Origin of the sequence: uncultured Sulfitobacter sp., assembly GCF_964021855.1 — a bacterium.
GTDB lineage: Bacteria > Pseudomonadota > Alphaproteobacteria > Rhodobacterales > Rhodobacteraceae > Sulfitobacter.
This window is the reverse complement of sequence record NZ_CAXHZD010000001.1, coordinates 1102186-1122067: the sequence shown is the minus strand read 5'-3', so window position 1 is coordinate 1122067 and position 19882 is coordinate 1102186. Positions and strand designations below refer to the sequence as shown.

16 protein-coding genes and 1 pseudogene are annotated in these 19882 nt (G+C 57.9%); 7 read left to right on the top strand and 10 right to left on the bottom strand.

Going from position 1 to position 19882, the window contains the following annotated elements:
• Nucleotides 1-6: 6 nt before the first annotated feature.
• Together AADJ11_RS05430 and AADJ11_RS05425 are read left to right on the top strand one after the other, a co-directional pair.
• Entirely contained in the window at nucleotides 7-717 is a 711-nt protein-coding gene (locus AADJ11_RS05430) for a L,D-transpeptidase family protein (RefSeq protein ID WP_341233511.1), read from the top strand.
• Between the two features lie 76 nt (nucleotides 718-793).
• Nucleotides 794-2191 carry an MBL fold metallo-hydrolase gene (locus AADJ11_RS05425; protein ID WP_341233510.1) on the top strand — a complete coding sequence of 466 codons (1398 nt, stop codon included), beginning with the start codon at nucleotides 794-796 and terminating at the stop codon, nucleotides 2189-2191.
• A 295-nt stretch (nucleotides 2192-2486) separates the two neighbouring features.
• Here AADJ11_RS05425 and istB read toward each other — a convergent pair.
• Nucleotides 2487-3095, bottom strand: a pseudogene (istB, locus tag AADJ11_RS05420) (IS21-like element helper ATPase IstB); the annotation flags it as partial.
• Nucleotides 3096-3328: 233 nt separating this feature from the next.
• Between istB and map the strand changes: the two are divergent.
• Complete coding sequence (map, locus tag AADJ11_RS05415; protein ID WP_341233509.1) at nucleotides 3329-4078, top strand: type I methionyl aminopeptidase; 750 nt, start codon at nucleotides 3329-3331, stop codon at nucleotides 4076-4078.
• 199 nt (nucleotides 4079-4277) lie between these two features.
• Here the strand turns inward: map and AADJ11_RS05410 are convergent, their stop codons facing one another.
• Nucleotides 4278-5036: a sulfite exporter TauE/SafE family protein gene (locus tag AADJ11_RS05410; RefSeq protein ID WP_341233508.1), complete on the bottom strand. Its 759-nt coding sequence runs from the start codon at nucleotides 5034-5036 to the stop codon at nucleotides 4278-4280.
• A 67-nt stretch (nucleotides 5037-5103) separates the two neighbouring features.
• Here AADJ11_RS05410 and AADJ11_RS05405 point away from each other — a divergent pair, with 67 nt between their 5' ends.
• A complete protein-coding gene (locus AADJ11_RS05405) occupies nucleotides 5104-5973 on the top strand; it encodes a LysR family transcriptional regulator (RefSeq protein ID WP_341233507.1) in 870 nt (289 codons plus the stop codon).
• Nucleotides 5974-7265: 1292 nt separating this feature from the next.
• Here AADJ11_RS05405 and iolB read toward each other — a convergent pair.
• The 8 genes from iolB to AADJ11_RS05365 all read right to left on the bottom strand — a co-directional run bounded on the left by iolB (nucleotide 7266) and on the right by AADJ11_RS05365 (nucleotide 16721).
• Nucleotides 7266-8090 (bottom strand): 5-deoxy-glucuronate isomerase, encoded by an 825-nt coding sequence (gene iolB, locus AADJ11_RS05400; RefSeq protein WP_341233506.1) that lies wholly within the window; start codon nucleotides 8088-8090, stop codon nucleotides 7266-7268.
• A 31-nt stretch (nucleotides 8091-8121) separates the two neighbouring features.
• Entirely contained in the window at nucleotides 8122-9024 is a 903-nt protein-coding gene (iolE, locus tag AADJ11_RS05395) for a myo-inosose-2 dehydratase (protein ID WP_341233505.1), read from the bottom strand.
• 45 nt (nucleotides 9025-9069) lie between these two features.
• Nucleotides 9070-10902, bottom strand: coding sequence for a 3D-(3,5/4)-trihydroxycyclohexane-1,2-dione acylhydrolase (decyclizing) (iolD, locus tag AADJ11_RS05390; RefSeq protein WP_341233504.1), 1833 nt, complete (start codon nucleotides 10900-10902; stop codon nucleotides 9070-9072).
• On the bottom strand, nucleotides 10899-12812 hold the full coding sequence (gene iolC / locus AADJ11_RS05385) for a 5-dehydro-2-deoxygluconokinase (RefSeq protein ID WP_341233503.1): 1914 nt from the start codon (nucleotides 12810-12812) through the stop codon (nucleotides 10899-10901). Before iolC ends, iolD begins: the two co-directional genes overlap by 4 nt.
• Nucleotides 12812-13591 (bottom strand): ATP-binding cassette domain-containing protein, encoded by a 780-nt coding sequence (locus AADJ11_RS05380; protein WP_341233502.1) that lies wholly within the window; start codon nucleotides 13589-13591, stop codon nucleotides 12812-12814. The genes iolC and AADJ11_RS05380 overlap by 1 nt, the downstream gene beginning before the upstream one ends.
• Nucleotide 13592: 1 nt before the next feature.
• Nucleotides 13593-14699, bottom strand: coding sequence for an ABC transporter permease (locus AADJ11_RS05375; RefSeq protein ID WP_341233501.1), 1107 nt, complete (start codon nucleotides 14697-14699; stop codon nucleotides 13593-13595).
• Nucleotides 14700-14792: 93 nt separating this feature from the next.
• Nucleotides 14793-15719 carry a sugar ABC transporter substrate-binding protein gene (locus tag AADJ11_RS05370; RefSeq protein ID WP_341233500.1) on the bottom strand — a complete coding sequence of 309 codons (927 nt, stop codon included), beginning with the start codon at nucleotides 15717-15719 and terminating at the stop codon, nucleotides 14793-14795.
• A 165-nt stretch (nucleotides 15720-15884) separates the two neighbouring features.
• On the bottom strand, nucleotides 15885-16721 hold the full coding sequence (locus AADJ11_RS05365; RefSeq protein ID WP_341233499.1) for a MurR/RpiR family transcriptional regulator: 837 nt from the start codon (nucleotides 16719-16721) through the stop codon (nucleotides 15885-15887).
• A gap of 91 nt (nucleotides 16722-16812) precedes the next feature.
• Between AADJ11_RS05365 and AADJ11_RS05360 the strand changes: the two genes are divergently transcribed.
• The 3 genes from AADJ11_RS05360 to AADJ11_RS05350 are packed head-to-tail and all read left to right on the top strand — an operon-like array spanning nucleotide 16813 to nucleotide 19772.
• Entirely contained in the window at nucleotides 16813-17931 is a 1119-nt protein-coding gene (locus AADJ11_RS05360) for a Gfo/Idh/MocA family oxidoreductase (RefSeq protein ID WP_341233498.1), read from the top strand.
• Between the two features lie 24 nt (nucleotides 17932-17955).
• Nucleotides 17956-18969, top strand: a complete 1014-nt coding sequence (gene iolG / locus AADJ11_RS05355; protein WP_341233497.1) for an inositol 2-dehydrogenase — start codon at nucleotides 17956-17958, stop codon at nucleotides 18967-18969.
• On the top strand, nucleotides 18966-19772 hold the full coding sequence (locus tag AADJ11_RS05350; RefSeq protein ID WP_341233496.1) for a sugar phosphate isomerase/epimerase family protein: 807 nt from the start codon (nucleotides 18966-18968) through the stop codon (nucleotides 19770-19772). Before iolG ends, AADJ11_RS05350 begins: the two co-directional genes overlap by 4 nt.
• Nucleotides 19773-19882: the final 110 nt, after the last annotated feature.

The window sequence follows — 19882 nt, the reverse complement described above, 5'->3', positions numbered from 1 at the left end:
AAATTAATGCTGATGGCCCTTATCCCCAAAAGTGTGAGGCTCTTGTTTATCCTGTTGGTCATGTTGCTTGGTGATGCGGCAAGCGCCTGGCCCTGGGATTTTCAGGCACGTCTGGATCGTGCAGGAATTGCCTATCAGGTGCCACAGTCGGGCAAGGCGATACTGGTAAACATCCCCGCTTTCGAACTGATTGCCTTGGAAGATGGAAAACCCGTATTGCGCAGCCGCGTCATTGTCGGCGCACCGTGGCACCGGACCCCGCGCCTGCAGACATATGTAACAACGGTAAGGTTTCGCCCGACATGGCGGCCTACCCCCTCGATGATTGCCAGCGGCGAATACCGCGACAGGGTAGTACCGCCGGGAATTAACAACCCCCTAGGGCTGGCCGCCGTCCGGTTAGGGTCGGGAATGTTGGTCTATTTGCACGATACCAACCGACGCGAATTGTTCGCAAACGAGAACCGCGCCCTGTCGCATGGCTGCGTTCGCGTGCAACGCTGGGACGATCTGGTGGCTTTTGTGCTGGATATGGACATCGTCCGAGTTCATGAACTTGCAAATGGCCGCCGCACATTTGATGCCCCTGCCCCACCTATTCCCGTCACCTTGGGGTATTTCACAAAGTTCCCCGACGCGTCGGGGCAGATCATTACCTATCCCGATATCTATAACCTTGTTGCGCCGGCTGCGTTGTCAGGAAAATCCGGCAATTGACAGGCGTCAAATCGGGAAAGCCACGTGGTGGTAGCATTTATAGATAAGCGTCACTTTCGATTGAGGAACCAACTTTATGAAACTTTCATTCCACGGTGCTGCCCAAGGTGTTACCGGCTCGTGTCACCTGCTTCAGGCGGGTGGATTGCGGATCCTCATTGATTGCGGCATGTTCCAAGGGGCACGCCATGCGGACGAAGAGAACGCAGGCGATTTCGGCTTTGAGCCCTCGGAAATAGATTTCCTGCTTTTGACCCATGCGCATCTTGATCACTGCGGCCGCATTCCGTTGTTGGTCAAGCGCGGATTCGCCGGAACGATCATCACAACAGCCGCGACGCGCGAACTTTCAAAGCTGATCATGATGGATTCAGCCCATATTCAGGAAGAAGACGCCGCGCGCGCCTCGCGTCACAAACGGCGCGGCGGCAAGGACGATATCCGCCCGCTTTATGACCAGATCGATGTGCTGTTCGCGCTGGATTTCTTTGGGCGCAATGTCAGCTACGACGAAGATGTTGCATTGAACGATGCTGTTAAAATCCGTTTTATCAACGCAGGCCATATCTTGGGATCTGCTTCTGTGGTTGTCGAAGCGACAGAAAACGAAGCCACCCGACGCATTGTATTTTCGGGCGATCTGGGCAGCCCGGGCCATGCGATCTTGTCGAATTCGACCCCGCCGCCGGAATGTGACTATGTTGTCATGGAAACGACCTATGGCGGACGGATGCACAAGGATCGTGAAGCCTCGAACGCCGAGCTTAATGAAGTGATTGTAAATACCATCGCCCGAGGCGGCAATGTCGTGATCCCCACCTTTGCGATGGAACGCACACAAGAGCTTCTGTTTCATCTGAAAAACGCGATTGACAGCAAAGACCTTCCCGGATCAGTGGCCATCTTTCTCGACAGTCCAATGGCGATTTCTGCAACAGAGATTTTCAAACGTCACGCGAACGGTTTCAGCCCCGAGGTCCGCGATGCCATGTTGTCGGGCAAGAACCCTTTTCATCCGCGGGGCTTGCGGTTTACCCGTCAGGTCGAAGAATCCAAGGCGATCAACCGCATCAGGGGCGGTGCGGTTATCATGGCCGGGTCGGGCATGTGTACAGGCGGACGTGTGCGCCAACATTTGAAGCACAACATCTGGCGTCCCGATTGCAGCATTGTTTTTGTTGGCTTTGCTGCCGAAGGAACGCTAGCGCGCCAGATCGTTGACGGGGCAAAACACATCAAGATTTCTGGTGAAGACATTCAGGTCAAAGCCGATATTCACACGATCAACGGGTTTTCTGCCCACGCCGACCAGAGAGAGCTTTTGTATTGGGTGTCTCACACAGGGCGGCCTAAAACTGTTTTCCTTGTTCACGGAGACTTTGACAGAGGCATGTCTGACATGAAAGCCGAGTTGGAGAAAAAGGGTCTAACCGTCGAATGCCCGACGCTGCATTCTGCCGTCGAACTGGAGTGATGCGCGTAGCGGATTATCCAGCTTTTCGGTCTTTAGATTGCGTCACATGGACCGCTGGTAAAGCTTGGGCGACACACGCATCAGCAATGAAGCAAGCAGCGTCACACGGCCGACCGGAATGAATTCCTGCCCTTTGCGCGCGCCGCGAAGGGTCACTTTGTGTCAACAGCAGCGTAATGTCCTGCCACTGGGGCGGAGCAAAAGTCGGCTAATTGTTGGCTCGCCTTGGGGTGTGATTTCTTCAAGTACCAAGCACGTTCCAAGGCGCATTGGCCGTTAGGCCAATCTCAGATGTTTAGGTTTTGGCGTGACGGAACTTGCTCTGAATGAGCCGATAGCTTTCGCCGTTCACCTCAAGGATATTTACCTAGTGCGTCAGCCTATCGAGTAGCGCGCCAGTCAGTCGTTCTGATCCGAAGGTTTCGGTCCATTCCTCGAACGGTAGGTTACTTGTAATTAGGGTGGAACCGCGTTCGTACCGCTGCGAGTCAGTTCGAACAATACCAGTTTTGCTGAGTGGGACAAACCCCAGTTCGTCGATTATCAGCAGTTTGACCTTTGCGAGTTGGCGTTGCAATCGCAGCAAGCGCTTCTCATCTCTGGCCTCCATCAGTTTATGTACGAGAGACGCGGCAGTGACGAAGCTGTCGGGCATGCCTTTTTGGCAGGCGGCCAATCCAAGACCGAGGGCGACATGGGTTTTTCCGGTGCCAGATGGGCCAAGTGCGATGACGTTCTCGCGCCGCTCGATCCAGTAGCAGCGCGCCAAGTCCAGCACCATCATTTTGTTCAGGGACGGGATTGCCTTGAAGTCGAAGCTGTCCAGGCTTTTGACGGCTGGGAACTTGACAGGTTTAATCCGCCGCTCGACCATGCGTCGCTCGCGGTCGATTAACTCCAACTTAGCTTGGCTGGAGTCTCTCGCACCTGCAGCGAATTTCAGGAATCCGCCCCTTGTGCCACGCTACACTAACGGCCCAAAGCAGCCCTTGCTGTCTCGATGCTGCATTGCGGCGATGCCAATCCGGACATTCGCATACTATAGCACGACTTTCAAAGCGGTCTTCGGAACGCGTGGGACAAGTCGGTCACGAACCGTTACGGTGCCAACCAAAATGAACAGCCTGAGGACACCCTATGACAATCACCCACGAAGATGAGCTCAATGGCCTTAAAGAAATTGGCCGGATCGTCGCAAACACTATGCACGGGATGGCCAGAGCGATGGAACCGGGCATGAAGACGCGAGAGCTTGACGACATCGGCCGTGCGCTTTTGGATCTTGAGGGGGCCGTGCCCGCGCCTGAACAGGTTTATGATTTTCCGGGTGCGACCTGCATCAGTGTGAATGAGGAGATCGCACATGGCATCCCAAGCGGGCGTGTTATCCTTGCCGGGGACTTGGTAAACATCGATGTCTCGGCGTCAAAGAATGGCTTCTTTGCCGACACCGGCGCGACCTTCCGTGTCGGCACGGTCAAACCATCGCTGGATCGCCTTTGCAAGGACGGGAAACGCGCGATGGAGATTGGAATCAGGCAAGTTGGCAGCAACAGGCCGCTTGCAGGCATTGGTAAAGCAGTAGGCAGATTTGCGTCGGATCACGGCTATACACTTATCCAGAATCTGGCCAGTCATGGTGTCGGACGATCGTTACACGAATACCCGTCTGAAATCGCAACTTGGCCTACGCGGCGCGAAAAACGTCGCATGAACAAAGGGCTGGTGCTCACGGTCGAACCGTTCCTGTCCACAGGCGGCCTTTGGGCAGTGGAACGCGATGATGAATGGACACTGTATAGCGAACCTGTCGCGCCTGTCGTTCAATATGAGCACACGGTCGTTGCGACTGATCGCGGGCCGATTGTCGTGACGTTACCTGATTGAACTGAATGCTCATTCAATTGACTAACCAATTCGGCCCTTACCGGACACTCAGGCCAGGCTCCGATGCCGCACTGCGGCTTCCCAAGGCCGGCCATTCATGCATCGTGCAGTATTCTCGATTGGTGGAAGTCAGCTGCGCGGCCGAAGTGCGCTTTCGCTGCACCTGCGCGAATGTCTGCAATCGGTTCACCGCTTCACATCAACTAAAGGCACGGACGAAATATACGATGGAGAGAACCGCACCGAATGTAATCACGGTACCTCGAAGGTAGCGCGTACTCACGCGCTTGGCCAAACGACCGCCTGCATAACCTCCGATAGTGCTACCAACCATCATTGCGATCGCTTGTGGCCATGCGATCAGACCGCCAATCCCAAAAACGAGAATGCTCAAGATCGTGAAGCTCGTTGCCAGCAGATTTTTGATACTATTGGCGGTATGAAAGTTTGAAAATCCCATGAGTTGAGCAATGGCAAGCAGGATGAAACCAAGGCCTGCGCCGAAGTATCCGCCGTAGATCGACGATAGGAGCAGGCCAGCATAGATGGCCTTGTTCCCTCGGCTTTCGCCCATCGTGTTGAGCAACCAAGTCCGGAGTGTGTTGCCGAAGGCAAAGAGACAGGTCGCCAGAAGAATCAGAAAAGGAAGAAGCAACACAAAAAAATCGGGATCGGAGACCAAGAGCAGCATCGACCCGATGATTGCGCCAACACCTGACACGACCATTAGCGGCAGCAGGGTTTTGCCAAGTCCGCGCAGTTCCTCCCGATAGGCGGGAAGGGCCGCTGCGTTTGATGGCAAAAGAGCGAGGTAATTCGTAGCGTTCGCCACGATAGGCGGGAGCCCTGCGGCCATAAGTGCAGGAAAGGTGAACAGCGTTGCGCCTCCGGCAATGGCGTTCCACACCCCGCCAAATAGGCCAATGCCAACCAGAATAACGGCTTGTGTAGCATCCATTGTCGTTTCTCCAAATTTTGGCCGGACCGTAAGGATGCCGTTGCTTTAGAAAAAACGAATTAATACGATGAAGCCCATGAATGAAAACGAACGCATGCCCGTCGACAGCGATTTACTACTCACATTCGTGCGCATCGCGGAATGCGGCAACCTCACCGTTGCCGCTGGAAAACTGGGACGAACGCAATCAGCAATCAGCGTCCAACTTCGCAAGCTTGAAGATGGCTTGGGCGTGGCGCTTTTTACGCGTACCGCGAAAGGCATGGTGCTGACACCTGCCGGAGAAACGCTGCTGTCGCGCGCTAATATGATTATCTCTGAGATACGCGAAACAGCACAACTGTTCCGTGAGCCGCTCACGGGTTCAATCCGGGTGGGTTTGCCCGATGACTTCGATGACGTTGTCCTGGAACGCATCCTTGCTCAATTCTCAAAGGCGCATCCGGGCGTACAGGTACTCGCCCGATCAGGTTGCACATCTGGATACTCTGCCTTGATCCAAAACGGCGCGCTCGACGTTGCCGTTTGTTCCGGCCTGAATAATCTGGAGGGGATCGCCCTTGACGCAGATGAAATCGTCTGGGCCGCTCGCGAAGGCATGGATTGGTCCAAAACAGACACCCTACCCTTGGCCGTGCTTGACCGCCCGTGTTATTGGCGGGATTTGCCAAAGCAACTTCTCGACGCGCAAGGGCAAAAGCACAGGGTCGCGTTCCAAAGCGGCAGCTTCACAAGCCTTCAGGCGGCCCTTCGCGCAGGTATCGCGATTGGTTTGCTCCCAAAATCCTGCCTTGGTGACGGCTTACAGATACTGACCGAAACAGACGGATTGCCTCCGCTACCGACCTCATACCGCGCCATTCTGACATCGGACAACACGTCGAAAGAAATCGTGATGGCAATGGTGGACGCGATCCGAGCCGCGTGCCAGCATTAGAAAGCGGCCATTGATGCGATATGTAGCAACGGTGACTTCGGGCTCACTCCGGACGTTTGCTGGCTAACACGCCAAGCTTTGCACTGCGGACTAACGCTGCCGTATTAAATGCTTAGCTTGGGGGACAATCAAACCGGTAGACAAAGAATAGGCCTTGTTCATCAGCGGCCTTGGAGGAAGTGTGGCGAGCACCTGCACAATGGGTTTCAGCCTGTACTCGCATGCCAATCGTAGGATTGGGTCGTTTTTGGGGGTCGTGCCAGGGAGCTACATAGGCCCCCTGGATAGAAATACCTGTGGTGTCTGCGGCAAGTATAGTGCCGGTAAGGTCCGAAGGAGTACTGCACCCACCAATCAACATCGTGACTAAGACACTTAATGTGCGCAATGCATTCATTTTGCCGTCCTCTCCATCGCTATCCTTTACACTATCCGTTTTGATACTAATGACCTTCAAGGACTTATTCCGATAAAAACCCCTGCATATCAAAAATCTTCAGAAGAACGGGCCACTGCTAATTTGGTTGGTAGGTTGGGAAACCAAATTTCCAGATGGTCGCTTTCCCGCTCTGTGCAATGTCGCAAGTCTGTTAACAGAAGGGCTCGTAGCTGCCGTTAGTCGTATCGCCGCGATCCAACCAAGCGATCTCGAATTGACCAACAAGAACGGCCCTTTGCGGACTTCCCCGCCCCTCTTCGATGCCGTGCTGCAGCTTTCGCTTAGCTGCCATTGTGTGCAACATTCCAAATAGAGGCTGAGCCGACGACCCGACCCGCAAACCATTGCCTGCCGGAGCGCTGGCTCTCCGGTTCTGCAGGGACGAAGTGCCGGTGATATCGTGCCCAGGAGCGTCGCTGACATCGGGCAAACGCGCCGATGCCATGGGCACAACAGAATTGCCGCGAACCAGCCTTTTTTTCAGAGATCGTGTTGTCCACGGACCAAAGCTTACCCCAAGAACCCACGCCAAAGGCTGCGCAAAGAGACATGACTGGCAGGAGCAGAACCCAAGGCATCACTCTGGCGGATCAATCAGCTTCAGCAAAATGCCTTGACTGCGAAGAGCGCATTACCGGAGGCTGGAGCCCATCGCTGCCCCGCACACATATCTGAAAATGAGCAGCGTCCTTGCAAGCATGCGAAAGCGCGGTGCTGTCGGCATATGCCTACATCAATTGCTCTGTATGTTCCTGCGAAGCCCTGACGCCAGACCTCTCGTTCACGACCATTGCCACGCCCTGAATTTTGTAAATCACTTCGTAAACAACACCACTGAACTTTCTGACAACCGCTATACGTCGCGCCTCGCGATCCAGTCATGGTCCGGGTGGTTCCTGAAGCGCCAGTTTCTCCGCGGGCCGGCCATGACGTTGAGATAGTACATTTCGTAGCCGTAGGGCGCGCCGCAGGGATGGTGCCCCTTGGGGACCAGAGTCACATCGTGACTTGAGACCGACATGGTTTCGTCCAACGCACCGTCTTCTGTCCAGACCCGCTGATGGCCATAGCCCTGATCAGGGTTCAGCCGGTGGTAATAGGTCTCTTCCAGGTAGGTCATGTTGGGGAAGTCGTCCTCGTCATGCCGGTGGGGCGGATAGGACGACCAATGCCCTGAAGGCGTAAAGACTTCGGTGACCAGAAGGCTGTCGGCCACATCGCGGTCTTCCATCGCGATGTTGTTGATGTAGCGCGTGTTCGTGCCTTTTCCGCGTTCGGTCAGGGTGATGCCATCCGGGCCAAGTTTTTTCGCTTCGTGGCCCGAATGCCCCGGTGCCGTACAGACGGCCAGCGTGCAATCGGTGGTGGCGACCGCCCGCCAGTCGCTGCCGTTCGGAATATAGAGGCAATGCGGTGGCGTCTTCTCAAACACGCTCATCCGGTCGCCCATTTCGCCGAAGTCTCGACCTCCGGCTGACAGTTCAGCCCTGCCTTCAACCAGCACCAGAATAACCTCTCGGTCACCCGTCGCCTCTGCCGCCGTCTCACCAGAAGCGAGACGGTAAAGGCCGAATCCGACATACCCCCAATCCGGACTTTTCGGCCCCCGGGCGCTGTCGACGGTGATGTCGTGGACCTTGCCACTGGTGCCGTTGGGGTGTCTGAGTAGGTCTGGCATGGGTTCGTTCCTTGCTTTGGCGGTCAAAATGTCAGCCTATCAGGCCGGCATCCTTGGCGAGTGCTTTCAGAGTCTTCAGGCCAAGTGACTGATACTCAAATGGGCTACGCACGTCCGGATCCTGCTCTGCCTCGATCACAATCCAGCCATTATAGCCATTCTCGGCCAGCACCTTGAGGCAATCGGCAAAGTCCACAGCCCCCTCCGGATCGCCAGGCACGGTAAAGACACCGCGCCGCACTCCTTCGAGAAAGCTCAGATGCTGCGAACGGACCTCGGCCTTGATCGGGCGACGGATATTCTTGGCGTGGAAATGTCCGACGCGGTCGATGTATTTGCGTAGGTAGGGCGCAGGATCAGCACCATTGGAGCCGAAGTAGAAATGGCCCGCGTCGAACAGCAGCTTCGTGTCCGGGCCCGTCACCTCCATGAAGCGGTCGATCTCGGCCGGTGTTTCGACCACGGTGCCCATGTGGTGGTGGTAGACCATTAGCAGTCCCTCTGCCGCGCAATGGGCCGCGACCGCCTCGACCTTGGTGCCGAACTCCTCCCACTGCTCGGGCGACAGCGAGGGGCTGTCGTGTAGCGGGGCAGAGTCGTTGCCGTGGATGGCGTTCGAGGTTTCGCAGGCGATGCAGACGGTACAGCCCATCGACTTGAGCCTGTCGAGATGCGGCTGGATCATCGCGATCTCCTCGTCGACCGACCGGGCCAGCAGGTTGAGCGAATACCACGCCGAGATGAATTGCAGCCCGTGGGGCGCAAGCACGGCTTTCAGATCATCTGCTTTCCACGGCATCTTGTGGCCGTTCTCGATGCCGTCAAAGCCGATCTTGCCTGCCTCTGACAGGCACTGCTCCAGAGTTATATGGGCGCCGAGGGTCTGGTCGTCGTCATTGGACCAGGCGATGGGGTTGGTTCCGAAGCGGATCATGGAACATGTCCTGTGATAGGGGTGTATATGGGAATGTGACGGGCCTCAGCCCATCACGCGGGCGCGAAGCTGCGCCTCATAGGCTTTGCGTTTCTGTCGCACCTCGTCGCGCTCGGAGACTTCAGGCACGGCCACGTCCCACCAGTATCCGCCATCCGGCGTGCTGGGATAGGGATCCGTATCGATCACCACGACAAAGGGGCCATTGGCGCTCTTCGCGGTGACCAGCGCCTCTTCAAGTTCGGCGATGCTTTGCACATGCACGCTTTGGGCCCCCAGCGACGCCGCATGGGCGGCAAAGTCGATGGACGACGCGGTGACATGGTGCGAATGCGCGAGCATGTTGTTGAACTCGGCCCCACCGGTGCCCATTTGCAACCGGTTGATGCAACCGTAGCCCCGGTTGTCGGTCAGCACGATGGTGAAGTTGATGCCCAGCATGGCAGCAGTGGCCAATTCGGAATTCGCCATCATATAGCTGCCGTCGCCAACCATGCAGACGACATCGCGGTCCGGCTGGGCCATCTTGATGCCCATGGCGCCGGCGACCTCGTAGCCCATGCAGCTGAACCCGTATTCCATATGATAGCTGCCGGCGCGCGGCGCTTTCCATAGCTTGTGCAACTCGCCTGGCATGGTTCCGGCAGCGCACATCACCACCGTATCAGGACCAGAGCCGCGCTGGACCGCGCCGATGACCTGCTGATCAGTCGGCAGCGCATTGCCGTCCGTGGGCGCATCAGTCAGTGGATCGACCGCCGCGAACCAGGCAGTCTTGAACGTGCCGTCCGGGGCCGTCGCGGTGAAGTCGCCCAGTGCCTGGGACAACTCTTTCAGCCCACGCAAGGCATCGCACTGCAGAGGCATCGCTCCGTGCTTCATGGCGTCATAGGCCGCGACGTTCAGGCTCACCAGTTTGCGCGCAGGGTTCCGGAACAAGTTCCACGAACCGGTCGTGAAATCCTGAAACCGGGTGCCGACACCGAGAACCAGATCCGCCTCCTCGCAGATCGCATTGGCGCTTGACGATCCGGTGACGCCGACCGGGCCAAAGTTCAGCGGATGATCCCAGGCCAGCGCCGACTTGCCTGCCTGGCTTTCAACAACCGGGATCCCGTGTGTCTCGGCAAAGGTTCGCAGAGCGTCTGTGGCCGCTGCGTAATGCACGCCGCCTCCTGCAACGATCACAGGAGCCTTTGCCGCCCGGATCGCCGCGGTCACCCGCCCAAGTTCGCCCTCGTCCGCACCGATCCGGCGCTGGTGCCAGATGCGCGGCTCGAAGAAGGCTGCTGGATAATCGTAAGCCTCTGCCTGCACATCCTGACAGAACGAAAGGCACACCGGGCCGCAGTCGGCCGGGTCTGTCATGGTCGCAAAGGCACGCGGCAGCGCTGTCAGGATCTGTTCTGGCCGGGTAATCCGGTCGAAATAGCGCACGACGGGCTTGAAGCAGTCATTCGCGCTGACGGTGCCATCGCCGAAATCCTCGATCTGCTGGAGGACCGGGTCGGGGCCACGGTTTGCAAACACATCTCCCGGAAGAAGGAGAAGCGGCAAACGGTTCACATGTGCCAGCGCAGCGGCTGTCACCATGTTCGTGGCACCCGGCCCGATCGAAGAGGTCACCGCCATGGCACGGCGGCGCCCCTGTTGTTTGGAATAGGCGATGGCAGCGTGACACATCGTCTGCTCGTTGTGTCCGCGATAGGTCTGGATCGCGTCCCTCTCGGCGTAAAGCGCCTCGCCAATACCAGCCACGTTGCCGTGACCGAAGATTGCCCAGACACCGCCGAGGAAGGGCACACCATCCTCGTTCATCTGCACGCAGAGATATTTGACCAGCGCCTGCGCGGCGGTCAGCCTGATGGTTCTGGTCATGCGGCGTTCCTTTTTACATCTGCGCGAGCGTCGTCCCAAAGCCTGCACAGCCGCGTGTATTTGTCGGCCATGTCGCGCACAATCTCGGCGTCCGGCGTGGTACCCGCCATGTACCGCTCTGCCGCTGCGCCAAAGATCGTGCGCCCGACGGCAAAGCCTTTGGCCAGCGGATGGCGCGCCGCGACTTTGAAGCTGGCCGCCAACGTTTCCTCATCGGCCGCCAGCCCCAGAACGACGATGCCCCGAGTGTGGGGGTCATTTCTGGTGATGGCATCGCAAGCGTTGGCCCAGGCGGCATCGGTCGTCATCGGTTCCAGCTTCCACCAGTCGGGATAGACACCAAGATCGTAGAACCGCTGGATGATCGTCGCGGTGGTGTCATCATCAATCGCCTTGACTTTGGACGGGATCACTTCAAGCAGGAATTCCAGCCGGTTGCGCCGCGCCGCGTGGAACAAACGTATCACAACGGCTTCCTGGTCTGCCTTCATCTCGGACGTATCATCGGGGTGATAGAAGCACAGGCATTTGACCACGTGATCGAGCGGCCATTCCGACAGTCCGCCGAAATCGGGCCCGATTTCGGGCTCAAGCGTCAGCGGGCGCGAGCCAGGCCACTCGACCGGGCGGCCGATCCACAGTCCTTGCCCCGCCGCCTTATAAAGCGCATCGCGCCCCAATCGGCTGTCACACAGCAGGCCATAACCGGGGCGGCCGTCTGCCACCTGATTGCAGGCCTCAAGGCACAGTTCCTTGAACGCTCCGATCTTGGCGGGCGTTGCGCCCTCCAGACCCTCAAGCTGCATCCGGTGGTCGAAGGCAAAGACCCGCATCGTCGACCAGTCACCCTTGCGGTTGGTCGCCCAGTGGATCTGCTCCAATTCGCCGTCCTTTCGCAAGGCCTTGTCCTTTACCCCACGGTCCAGAAAGAACTGAAGTTCGGTCCAGGACGGATAGGCTGGTGTGCAGCCGTGGCGTGACACGGCGAAGGCCCCGCAGGCGTTGGCGTATTTCAGGGCGGTCGGCCAATCTTCATCGTCCAGCCAGCCCTTGAGAAGACCAGACATGAACCCGTCGCCCGCACCGAGCACGTTGAATACCTCGATCGGGAAACCTTGACCGGCGATGCCGTCGTCCAGACTGTCGGGGATCTCATTTTCGAAGGCCACGGCCCCGGCAGCGCCGCGTTTGCAGACCAATGTGGCTTCCGAAATGGCCCGCACTGCGCGCAGGGCCGCGATGGTGTCGGTGGTGCCGCCTGCGATATGAAATTCTTCCTCGGTGCCGACGATGAGGTCGAAATGGTGCAGGGTGGCTTGCAACTTGTCCGTGACCGCTTCGGAAGCGATGAAACGGTTTTCGCCGTCACCGTGTCCCGAAAGACCCCACAGGTTGGGCCGGTAATCGATGTCCAACGCCGTGCGCGCGCCATGTTTGCGCGCCAGATCCAGCGCCTTCAGGACGGCGGCTTCGGTTCGCGGGTTGCTCAGATGGGTGCCAGTCACCACGATGGACCGCGCGCCGGCGATGAAATCCTCGACGATATCGTCTTCGCATAGTGCCATGTCGGCACAATTTTCGCGGTAGAATATCAACGGAAACTGTTCCTGATCACGGATACCCAGCAGGACCAGCGCGGTCAGGCGTTCGGGGTCAGTGACGATCCCGCCGGGATCGACTCCTTCGCGCACCAGTTCCTCACGGATAAAGCGGCCCATATGCTCGTCCCCAACGCGGGTGATAAGAGCCGATTTAAGACCCAGGCGAGCAGTTCCGGCGGCGATATTGGTGGGCGAACCGCCAATGTATTTCTGAAAGCAACCCATATCCTCAAGTCGGCCGCCGATCTGCGCACCGTAGAGGTCGACGGAAGAGCGGCCGATTGTAATCAGATCAAGCGACTTGGCCATCAGATGGTCCCCCCGAGCGAGCCTTCCAGAGACGCCAGTTCCTGACCACCGGCCATCAGATCCTGCAACTCTTCTGCCGTAATCTCTCCACGCGCCGCTGTGCCAAGGGTCTTGCCCCGGTTCAGCACCGTGAAACGATCCCCCACTGCCATCGAGTGGCGCACGTTGTGGGTGATGAACACCACCCCGACGCCCTGCTTGCGCACCCGGTCGATCGTCGCCAGCACGTTCGAGGTCTGCCGCACTCCAAGCGCCGAAGTCGGCTCGTCAAGGATCAGCACTTTGGCACCGAAATGCACAGCGCGGGCGATGGCGACGGTTTGACGTTCACCACCCGAAAGGGTGCCGACAGCCTGATCGGGGCCGCGCAGGTTGATGCCCATATCGCGCATCGATTCTACGCAGATCTCGTTGGCGGTCTTGATGTCCATTCGCTTGAACAGTCCGCGTCCGGTCGTCGGTTCGCGCCCCATGAAGAAGTTGCGTGTGACCGACATCAGCGGGATCATGGCAAGATCCTGAAACACCGTGGCAATCCCAGCTTCCATGGCATCTCGCGGGCTGTCGAAGTTCATCGGCTTGCCATCCAGCGTGATTGAGCCCTTGGTGGGCTTGTGCACGCCCGACATCGTCTTGATGAAGGTCGACTTGCCTGCGCCGTTGTCGCCCAGAAGGCAGTGGCATTCGCCGGGTACCACGTCAAAGCTTACGCCGGCCAGTGCGATGATATTGCCGAAATGCTTTTCGATGTTTTCCATGTGGATGATAGGTTTGGTCATATCAACGCTCCCCCGTCACGCGCTTGCGGATGTAGTTGTTGAACAGTACCGCGATCAGAAGCATGCCGCCCAGGAAGACCTGGAACCAGTCCTGGTCGAAGTTGGTGTAGCTGAGGCCGATGACAACCATGCCAAAGATGATAGCCCCGAAGAAGGCGCCGATGGCCGATCCGTATCCGCCGGTCAGAAGGCATCCGCCGATGACAGCTGCGATGATCGCCTCGAATTCCTTCATGAAGCCGCGGCGGGCGTCAGTGGACCCCGAGTCCATCACGGTGATAATGGCTACAAGGGCGGCACAGCAGGCGGTAAGCATGAAGAGCGAGATTTTAACGCGGCGCACAGGCACACCCGAATTCGACGCAGCATCGCGATCTCCACCAGCAGCGAAGATCCAGTTGCCGTAGGGCGTGCGCAGCAGGATGTAGGTCGCTACCAGAGCCAGAGCGATGAACCAGAGAATCTCGACCGGTATGCCTGGCACCTTGGGCGCTCCGTTCTTAAAAGTCTCGACAAGGCCGATTTTGGCCAACCAGGCAAACAGCACCGTAAAGGCATCCCCCGAGAACAACGGCATCAGTAAATCGTTCTCAACCGCGTCGCGCACGCCGCGCAGTTGGGTCGAACCACCGGTGGCAATTTTCAGTCCGACAAGCGATACGCCCCGCAGAATGAACAGGAACGCCAGCGTCACAATAAACGACGGTAGTCCGGTCTTGAGCACGATGGAGCCGTTCACCGCGCCGACGAGGGCCGCAAAGAGAAACGTGATCGGGATCGCGAAGAGCAGAGGCAGCCCGAAAGTAACAACACAGGCACCAAAAATAAGCCCGGCAAAGGCGACCATCGATCCAATGGAGAGGTCAAACTCCCCGCCAATCATCAGCATCGCCGCGCCAATGGCCAGAATGCCAAGCTGGGCTGCAGGTGTCATGAAATTCATAATGCCTGAGAGCGTGAACATGGCGCTGTCGGCAGTAATCAAAAAGAAAATCGTAACAAGAACCACGCCGGCAATCGCGCCCAACTCCGGGCGCTTCATGAGCCGTGCGCCAAAAGACTCTTTTTTAAGCCGTTCGTCAGTGTCGATCTGGGCTGTTTTGGCCATGGCCGGTCCCCTCCCGCTATCTGGATTTTTGATGTTTTTGGGCCGCGACGCGGCGTGCACCGCGGCCTGTTTTACTGCCGGTGGCAGACGCGCTTAGCGAATGCCCTGAGCAGACAGCTCAACAACCTGAGCGGCCTTTTCCTGCGTGATCAGGTTGGGGCCCGATGGCACGTTGCCGCCCGGCACCAGCCCGTAGTTGGCGTTCAGCGCCAAGAAGATAACGGGCAAATAGCCCTGCAGAAATTGCTGCTGGTCAATGCCGAACGCGGCGCGCCCCTCGTCAACGGCCTCAAGAAAACCAGCGGACAGATCGAAGGTGGCAACATTGACGTCGCCGGTCCGGCCCACTGCCTCTACTGCAGCAATGGAAGGTTCACCTACAAGTGAGGCGCCAAGACCCATGATCGTGTCGATGTCCGGATTGGATTCCAGCGCCGCTTTAACCTTGGCTTCAACTTCGGCTGGGTCGTTCTGGGTTGGGATCACATTAACCGAGCCGCCGAACCCTTCAGAAAAGCCCTCACAGCGTTGATCAAGAGAAACGTTGCCGACTTCCTGGTTCACACAGATGCCAACAGTACCGCCCATGGAGGCCAGCTTTTCCCCGGCAGCCTTGCCTGCATCGAATTCATCCTGACCGACGTGCAACAACGCACCAAGGCTTTTGGATACATCGGACCCGGAATTCATCGAGATCACAGCAATGCCAGCAGCGACGGCACGTTCAATTGATGGCCCAAGCGCGTCGGCATCGGGGATGGAGACCACGAGACCGTCGGGCTCCTGGTTCACGGCGGCATCGATCAGTTGGCTCATCGCGACCATGTCGAACGTTTCAGGCGCGCGATAATCAACGGTCGCGCCGGAGTCCTCGGCCGCCTTGTCAACGCCGTTTTTCACGACTGACCAAAACGGATCGTTGGCCTGACCGTGTGATACTACGATGATGTCCTGAGCTAATGCCGGTGTTCCCACCGCGAGTGCGACTGCCGTAGCAGCTATTTTTACGAAATTGGTCATATGTCCTCCCTTGACCGTATGGGCGATCCTCTTCGCCCGACACCGGAAAATCCGGTGCTGCCGCATCACGGCAAGCCGATCCGCGCCTCCTCCACAGCACAAGGCGATTCGCCCGGTGCCGATAATGGAATTTATATTCCATTTTATCCGGAAGGCAACATTTTTTTACCCTGCGTCACCTCGCGCCCCACCAAGGGCGATCGCGATTGTAGTGACAAGTGTCATGGAAGCGGTAGGGACCCGGAACGCACCAACATCGACCTCACGGGTGATCAATTGCGCCTCGGCAATCTTGCCAAGCGGGCAATCCGCGGAGTCGGTCAGAAGAAGCAAAGGGACGCCGGCCCGGTGCGCAGCCTCGGCAATACCGCGCGTCTCTTGCGCGAAAGGAGCAAAGGTAACAGCAAAGACAAGGTCACCCGGCTGCATGGACGCGGTAAATTCGATGCCGGCCGCACCACTATGAACGACACAGGGAATATCCATTTTTTGCAGCATATACCCCATGTAGCTGACCACAGCATAGGCCCTGCGCATCCCCACAAGATGTACGGTACGCGCCTGAGCCAGACGATCAACCACCTGTGCCAAAACTTCCATATCTGTCATATTCAACAATGAAACCAATGATTTGTGACCCGCCTCAACAAAGTCAGCAAGCAGGCGCGCACTCCCATTCCCGCCACGCGCACGCAGGTGGCTTAGCCGTTCCGCATAGTCAGGACGTGACAGCGCGTATTCCGACCGGAAAAGGGCCTGCATCTCCGAATACCCTGAAAAGCCAAGCGCCTGACAAAATCTCATGAATGCCGATGGCGCGACACCTGCCGCTGACGACATATCCGCCACCGTCGTAACAGCAACCAAGTTAATGTTGGCGCGCAGATATTCCGCGCATTGGCGCAGTCGCTTCGGCATGGCTGCCGACATGCGGTCGAGCCGGGCCAGCAATTCCGAGATATTATCCGGCGGCCCTTCCGCAGCTTGCATATGATCTTCCAAGATTGAACTCCCTCTTGACAGAGCATGTTAGACGAGTGATGAACATAATGGAATATATTTTCTGTTTTCTATTCCAGATCAGGGGGCAGCAATGAATACGTTGGGGTTAGGCCTAATAGGCACCGGCTATATGGGCAAGGCGCATGCGCTGGCCTATCGCGCCGCTCCTGCTGTTTTTGGGGACCTGCCAAAAGTGGATCTCGCCGTTCTGTGCGATCAAAACGCGGACGTTGCGGGCAGCATGGCCGCGCAGTTTGGCTTTCGCACGGGGACCACAGATTGGCACGCATTGGTTACCGCACCCGAGGTTGATATTGTCGCAATCACCAGCCCAAATGCCCTGCATTTTGACATGGCCCTTGCCGCGATTGAGGCTGGGAAGCATGTGCATTGCGAAAAGCCGATGTCGATCACCCTTGATCAGGCCCGACAGATGGAAGCCGCAGCCCGCGCGCATGATACCAAGACGATGGTCGGCTATAACTACACCCAGAACCCCGCCTTCCGCCATGCACAGCGTCTCATTGAAGAAGGTGCAATCGGCACCCCGGTGCATTTCCGTGGCTGGGTAGACGAGGATTATCAAGCCGATCCGGATCTGCCTTGGAGTTGGCGTTGTACGCATGCACAGGCCGGTCTTGGCGCTCTGGGTGACCTTGGCTGTCATCTTGTCTCGCTCGCCTATAGCCTCATGGGCCCGGTGGAAAGCCTTGTTGCTGATACGCAGATCATCCACAAAACACGCCCTCTGCCCGATGGGAGCGGCCACGCGGCGGTCGAAAACGAGGACACGGCTTCTGCTATCGTGCGCTTTTCCAGCGGTGCCCAAGGCACACTTTGCACATCACGCTCGGCTTGGGGACGGAAGAACCGCCTCGATTGGGAGGTCCACGGCACAAAAGGCATGATTACCTATCAGCAAGAGCGGCTGAATGAATTGCAACTCTATCAGGCCGTAGGGCCCCCTTCCACACAGGGGTTCCGGACAATCCTGACCGGTCCCGATCATACACCCTATGGCGCATTCTGTCCGGCGGCGGGGCATCAGCTTGGCTTTGGCGACGTAAAAACAATTGAGGTCGCTGCGTTTTTGCGCTGGATCAATGGCGGCCCGCAGAGCGCCCCCACCTTTACCGACGCCCTACCATTTGAGGCCGTCATTCACGCCATCAACGCCGCTGCCATCAGCGGCCAGCGCGTCACGCTGTAAACTCTCATTCCCGAAAGGACTAACATGACCCTTAACGTCGCTCTCTTTGGCGCTGGCCGCATCGGCAAGGTCCACGCCGCCTCGATCAAATCCGACCCGCGGGCGCAGCTTGTCGCCGTCACCGATGTGATGGAGGATGCCGCGCATGCGCTTGCCGCAGAACACGGCATCAAGGTGCTGACCGCGGACGAAATTCTGGCCGACGCAAGTATCGACGCCATCCTTATCGCCTCTTCCACCAACACCCATGCGGACCTCATCGAACGTGGTGTCGCAGCAGGCAAGGCTGTATTCTGCGAAAAGCCTATCGACCTGGATCTGCAACGTGCGCTCAAGGTCCGCGCCGGTGTCGCAGCCTCGGGCAAGCCGGTGATGATGGGCTTCAACCGCCGGTTCGATCCCAACTTTGCCACGCTCAAGGCGGCGTTCGTTGCCGGTGAAATCGGCAAGGGCGAGCTGCTGGCCGTGACATCTTACGATCCGGCACCGCCGCCTGTCAGCTACATCAAGGTGTCGGGCGGTCTGTTCCGCGACATGATGATCCACGACTTCGACATGTGTTGCTGGCTGTTTGGCCTGCCGGAAAAGGTCACTGCCACCGGCTCCTGCCTCGTCGACCCCGCAATCGGAGAGGCGGGCGACGTCGATACCGCCGTCGTCATCCTGCACTATGCAGACGGACGCATCGCCACGATCCGCAATTCGCGCCGCGCCGTCTTTGGCTACGATCAGCGGCTTGAACTGCTTGGTTCTGACGGGATGCTTTCGGTCGGCAACCAGCTTGAGACGACGGTAAGCAAATCGACCACTGCCGGAGTAAGTTCTGCCAAACCGCAGCTGTTTTTTCTTGAACGCTACATGCGCGCCTATGAAACCGAATGGGCCGCTTTCCTTGACGCACTGACCAACGACACGGCCATGCCCGCCACAGTCCAGGACGGCGTAAACGCTCTGGCCCTTGCCGAAGCAGCCAATCTCTCACTCAAAGCGGGTCGCACTGTGGCGCTCACAGCTGACATGACGGGAACTGCAGCATGAAAATCGGCTGCTGCACATGGATCTTTGGCGGTGAACCTCTTGCGGGTACGGCGGCGCGGATCAAACGTGCGGGCCTCGACGGGGTCGAACTTTTCGGCGATATATCGCTCGACCCGCAAGAGGTGCTGGCGGTGCTGGGAGATTATGGGCTCAAAGTCTTCTCGCTCACCCCGGGGGATGCGGATATCTCGCATCCCGACGCTGCCGTTCGGGATCAGGCGCACGACTACTATCGCAGGCTTGTCGATTTCGCCGCTGCGTTGGGAGGGCCGCTGATCTCATGTCATGGGAAGGTGACCCGCATCGCTCCGATATCCACTCAGGCCGAAGAGGATGCCCATCTCATCGCATCGACCCGCGCGATCTGTGAATTGGCCGCAGCGCAGGGCCAGAATGTCGTGTTCGAGATTCTGAACCGCTACGAGACTCACCAGATCCGCACGGTGGTCGAAGGGCTCGCCTTTCTCGCTGAGGTTGGTGCCGACAATCTGAAACTGCTCCCCGACGCCTATCACATGAACATTGAAGAACGTGACCCCGCAGCGGCCCTCCGCCGTGCGGGCGACAAGCTGGGCCTCTATCATGCAGCCGACAGCAATCGCGAAGGTATTGGGCGCGGCCATACAGATTTCTTGGCCCAGATCGCCGCTCTGAGCGATATCGGCTATGAGGGCCCAGTCATTCTGGAAACAAGCGCGCCGGGACCCAATCCGTTTTCTACCGACAAAGGGGAAGGTTTCCGTGCGATCATCGAGAAGCAGTTGAAGGATAGTGCCGACTGGCTGCGAACCGCGCGCGCCTGATCAACGTTACTATCGAAGATTCGACTGAGCGTCCTTTCGCGAGCAAATCGACGGTCTCCAAGCAATCGGAGAAGTAATTCTTCCTTCCGCGTGCTTTACCGAGATTGCTC

Excerpts from the sequence above, each read along its gene's own strand:
- AADJ11_RS05380 (WP_341233502.1), bottom strand. The coding sequence starts at position 13,591 with ATGACCAAACCTATCATCCACATGGAAAACATCGAAAAGCATTTCGGC.
- AADJ11_RS05405 (WP_341233507.1), top strand. The coding sequence starts at position 5,104 with ATGAAGCCCATGAATGAAAACGAACGCATGCCCGTCGACAGCGATTTA.
- iolE (WP_341233505.1), bottom strand. The coding sequence starts at position 9,024 with ATGATCCGCTTCGGAACCAACCCCATCGCCTGGTCCAATGACGACGAC.
- AADJ11_RS05430 (WP_341233511.1), top strand. The coding sequence starts at position 7 with ATGCTGATGGCCCTTATCCCCAAAAGTGTGAGGCTCTTGTTTATCCTG.
- map (WP_341233509.1), top strand. The coding sequence starts at position 3,329 with ATGACAATCACCCACGAAGATGAGCTCAATGGCCTTAAAGAAATTGGC.
- AADJ11_RS05375 (WP_341233501.1), bottom strand. The coding sequence starts at position 14,699 with ATGGCCAAAACAGCCCAGATCGACACTGACGAACGGCTTAAAAAAGAG.
- AADJ11_RS05410 (WP_341233508.1), bottom strand. The coding sequence starts at position 5,036 with ATGGATGCTACACAAGCCGTTATTCTGGTTGGCATTGGCCTATTTGGC.
- iolG (WP_341233497.1), top strand. The coding sequence starts at position 17,956 with ATGACCCTTAACGTCGCTCTCTTTGGCGCTGGCCGCATCGGCAAGGTC.
- AADJ11_RS05370 (WP_341233500.1), bottom strand. The coding sequence starts at position 15,719 with ATGACCAATTTCGTAAAAATAGCTGCTACGGCAGTCGCACTCGCGGTG.
- AADJ11_RS05425 (WP_341233510.1), top strand. The coding sequence starts at position 794 with ATGAAACTTTCATTCCACGGTGCTGCCCAAGGTGTTACCGGCTCGTGT.
- iolC (WP_341233503.1), bottom strand. The coding sequence starts at position 12,812 with ATGGCCAAGTCGCTTGATCTGATTACAATCGGCCGCTCTTCCGTCGAC.
- AADJ11_RS05360 (WP_341233498.1), top strand. The coding sequence starts at position 16,813 with ATGAATACGTTGGGGTTAGGCCTAATAGGCACCGGCTATATGGGCAAG.
- iolB (WP_341233506.1), bottom strand. The coding sequence starts at position 8,090 with ATGCCAGACCTACTCAGACACCCCAACGGCACCAGTGGCAAGGTCCAC.
- AADJ11_RS05350 (WP_341233496.1), top strand. The coding sequence starts at position 18,966 with ATGAAAATCGGCTGCTGCACATGGATCTTTGGCGGTGAACCTCTTGCG.
- iolD (WP_341233504.1), bottom strand. The coding sequence starts at position 10,902 with ATGACCAGAACCATCAGGCTGACCGCCGCGCAGGCGCTGGTCAAATAT.